Annotated in this window: 3 protein-coding genes and 1 pseudogene; 3 read left to right on the plus strand and 1 reads right to left on the minus strand. The window is 66.4% G+C overall.

Translation table 11 applies throughout. From position 1 onward, the window contains the following. Both TFC3_RS25450 and TFC3_RS25455 read left to right on the plus strand, forming a co-directional pair. Positions 1–1,367: RNA polymerase sigma factor (locus TFC3_RS25450; protein ID WP_236718315.1), on the plus strand; the 1,367-nt coding region annotated here is incomplete at its 5' end. 355 nt (positions 1,368–1,722) lie between these two features. Further along, the gene (locus TFC3_RS25455) at positions 1,723–1,962 is read left to right on the plus strand and encodes a hypothetical protein (RefSeq protein ID WP_067504839.1); all 240 of its coding nucleotides are present in this window, start codon (positions 1,723–1,725) and stop codon (positions 1,960–1,962) included. Positions 1,963–2,027: 65 nt separating this feature from the next. Here the strand turns inward: TFC3_RS25455 and TFC3_RS25460 are convergent, their stop codons facing one another. Next, complete coding sequence (locus TFC3_RS25460; protein ID WP_067504842.1) at positions 2,028–2,624, minus strand: TetR/AcrR family transcriptional regulator; 597 nt, start codon at positions 2,622–2,624, stop codon at positions 2,028–2,030. Positions 2,625–2,717: 93 nt separating this feature from the next. Here TFC3_RS25460 and TFC3_RS38215 point away from each other — a divergent pair. Then, positions 2,718–3,152, plus strand: a pseudogene (locus tag TFC3_RS38215) (hypothetical protein); the annotation flags it as partial.

The following is a 3,152-nucleotide window of genomic DNA, read 5'->3' on the forward strand; positions in this document are numbered from 1 at the left end:
GGGCGCGCGCCCGGGGGCCCCCCCCCCCCCCCGGGGCCCCCCCCGCCCGGGCCGCGCCCCCCGCCTCCAAGGCCACCACCGCCAAGGCCACCCGCCCCCCGGCGGCCAAGAAGGCCGCTCCCGCACCCAAGCAGGCCGACAGCGCGACCGGCGCCGACCAGCCGGCCGCCCCGGCCAAGAAGGCCGTCGCCAAGAAGGCGGGCCCGCCTGCCAAGAAGGCCGGCCCAGCCAAGGCCGCGGCTCCCGGGGAGGCTCCCGCCGAGGGCGAGGAGATCGATCCCGAGGAACTCGCCGCCGAGATCGAAGACGTCGTCGTGGAGGAGCCGGCCGCCATGGTCCAGGCGGCCGCCACCGACGCCGCCAGTTCGGCCACCGACGGCGACTTCGAGTGGGACGACGAGGAGTCCGAGGCGCTCAAGCAGGCCCGCCGCGACGCGGAGCTGACGGCCTCGGCCGACTCGGTCCGGGCCTATCTCAAGCAGATCGGTAAGGTCCCGCTGCTCAACGCCGAGCAGGAGGTCGAGCTCGCCAAGCGGATCGAGGCCGGCCTCTACGCCGCCGAGCGGCTGCGCGCCTGCGAGGAGGGCGAGGAGAAGCTCGAGCGCAACTTCGAGCGCGACCTCAAGTGGATCGGCCGCGACGGCGAGCGGGCCAAGAACCACCTGCTCGAAGCCAACCTGCGGCTCGTGGTCTCGCTGGCCAAGCGCTACACCGGTCGCGGCATGGCGTTCCTGGACCTCATCCAGGAAGGCAACCTCGGCCTCATCCGCGCCGTCGAGAAATTCGACTACACCAAGGGCTACAAGTTCTCCACCTACGCCACCTGGTGGATCCGCCAAGCCATCACCCGCGCCATGGCCGACCAGGCCCGCACCATCCGCATCCCGGTGCACATGGTCGAAGTCATCAACAAGCTCGGCCGCATCCAGCGCGAGCTGCTCCAGGACCTGGGCCGCGAGCCCACCCCGGAGGAGCTGGCCAAGGAGATGGACATCACCCCGGAAAAGGTGCTGGAGATCCAGCAGTACGCCCGGGAGCCCATCTCGCTGGACCAGACCATCGGCGACGAAGGTGACAGCCAGCTCGGTGACTTCATCGAGGACTCCGAGGCGGTCGTGGCCGTCGACGCGGTTTCGTTCTCGCTGCTGCAGGACCAGCTCCAGCAGGTGCTGCAGACGCTCTCCGAGCGCGAGGCGGGCGTGGTCCGGCTGCGCTTCGGCCTGACCGATGGCCAGCCGCGCACGCTTGACGAGATCGGCCAGGTCTATGGCGTGACCCGCGAGCGCATCCGCCAGATCGAGTCGAAGACGATGTCGAAGCTGCGTCACCCGTCGCGCTCGCAGGTGCTGCGCGACTACCTCGACTGACATCTGCACCAGGTGACGCGCCACCGGCGAACAGGCCGGTGGCGCGTTTCTTTTCCGCCGTTGGCGTAATCCCACCGAGGCACGTACATCTTGATCAATACGGCATTTGGTAGCTTCCCGTCAACATTGCGTGCCTTTTTGGTCACTACCCGTACATCCATGGGTGGTCATCAGACCGTTGTGCAGAAGTGATCGTTGACGTGGCACCCTTGGAGCACGGCACACTAGCCGGACCACGTGTGACTTGGGTCCCCCTAGGGCACAGTGGGAAGGCTGCAACGGCCAAGGGTGTTGCACGATGGGTGAACGGTAGCCGAGGAACATGTTCATCGGTGACGACCAGAGGAGGAAGGCGATGACCCCGACTCTCACGCCGCCGGCGGGAAGCGTGGCCGGAACAGCAGCCGATGAACGGTGCGACCGCTGCAATGCAGCCGGTAAGCTCCGTCTGACCCTGGCGGGTGGCGGTGAGCTGGTGTTCTGCGGACACCACGCCAACCGCTACGCCGAGGACTTGGTGAAGATCGCGGTGCAGTACGCGGCCGACCCCGATTTCACGTGGCGCGGCGCGGACAAGATGTCTAACTCCAACTAATCCCCTACAGGCAATACGAGGGCGTCCCGGTGCAGGGGCGCCCTTTCGCCTTTTCTCCAGGGGTATCAGCCGCGCAGATAGCGGCTCAGCATGGCTACGAGCTCGTTCTCGAGACGCTGGGCCTCAACGGACTCGGCCATCAGTTTGTGGGTGACCAGCTCGACGGTGTTCTCGATCAACCGGGCTGCCATGTCGAGGTCGGTTACCCGCACCTCGGGATGCGTGGCCAGCACGTGCTTGAGCTGGGCGATGCGCTTGTGGCTGTACCGGATGATCTTGGTGAGAAGGTCGGGCGACAGTGGGGCTTCTTCGAGCATGAGGCGCAGGAGTCGTGGATCCGCCCGGTGATTGTCGATCGTTTTACGCACGAACAGGCGCAGCACCGTCTCAAGATCGCGGTCCGGTGAGTCAGTGATGGGTGTGTCCGCGCCGCCCTCGTCGATGTGATTGAGGACCAGCTCGGCCAGGATGGCGTCCTTGTTCGGGAAGTACTGGTACAGCGAGCCGATCGAGACGCGGGCCCGCTCGGCGATGCGATTCGTGGTGCCGGCGGCATAGCCGTACTCGGTGAAAATGTGAGCAGCGGCGTTCAGAATCCGATCCCGCGTGAGCTCAGCTCGTACCTGGCGAGGCTTGCGACGTGCGGGTTTCTCCGACGGCATGAGCCTTTCCTTTCCGGCCCCGGAAGCGAGTGGCGAAGTATCTGAATATCAGCTCACAATAGTGTCATGAGCTGGGGAAATATGATAACGACGGTGGACCGGGTCGAGGCCGTTGTGGGGCAGGCCAACCCGCTGGTCATGATGAAGCAGCTCGATCGGCTCGATGACGGCTGCCGTGCCGTGATCGCCCGTTCCCCCCTCGCCGGGTTCGGTTATCTCGACGCCACCGGACATCGCCGGACCACCTTCGTCGGCGGTTCGCCCGGTTTCGTCCGCGTCCATTCCCCCGCCCGCATCTCCTTCGCGCTGCCTGCCCAGGAACAAATGCTCGGCGGCGGAGTTTCCTTCGTTTTCCTGCTGCCAGGCGTCGGCGAAACCCTGCGACTGAACGGCACGGTCAGCTCTCACACAACCGGCATTCTGCAGATCCAGATCACCCAGGTGTACGTCCACTGCGCCCGTTGCATCATGAGATCGCACCTCTGGCAGCCGGCCCCCGCCACCCGCCGCCGCCGACCGTCGCTGACC

The sequence above is a fragment of the Actinoplanes sp. TFC3 genome, assembly GCF_001553785.1.
Lineage (GTDB): Bacteria > Actinomycetota > Actinomycetes > Mycobacteriales > Micromonosporaceae > Actinoplanes.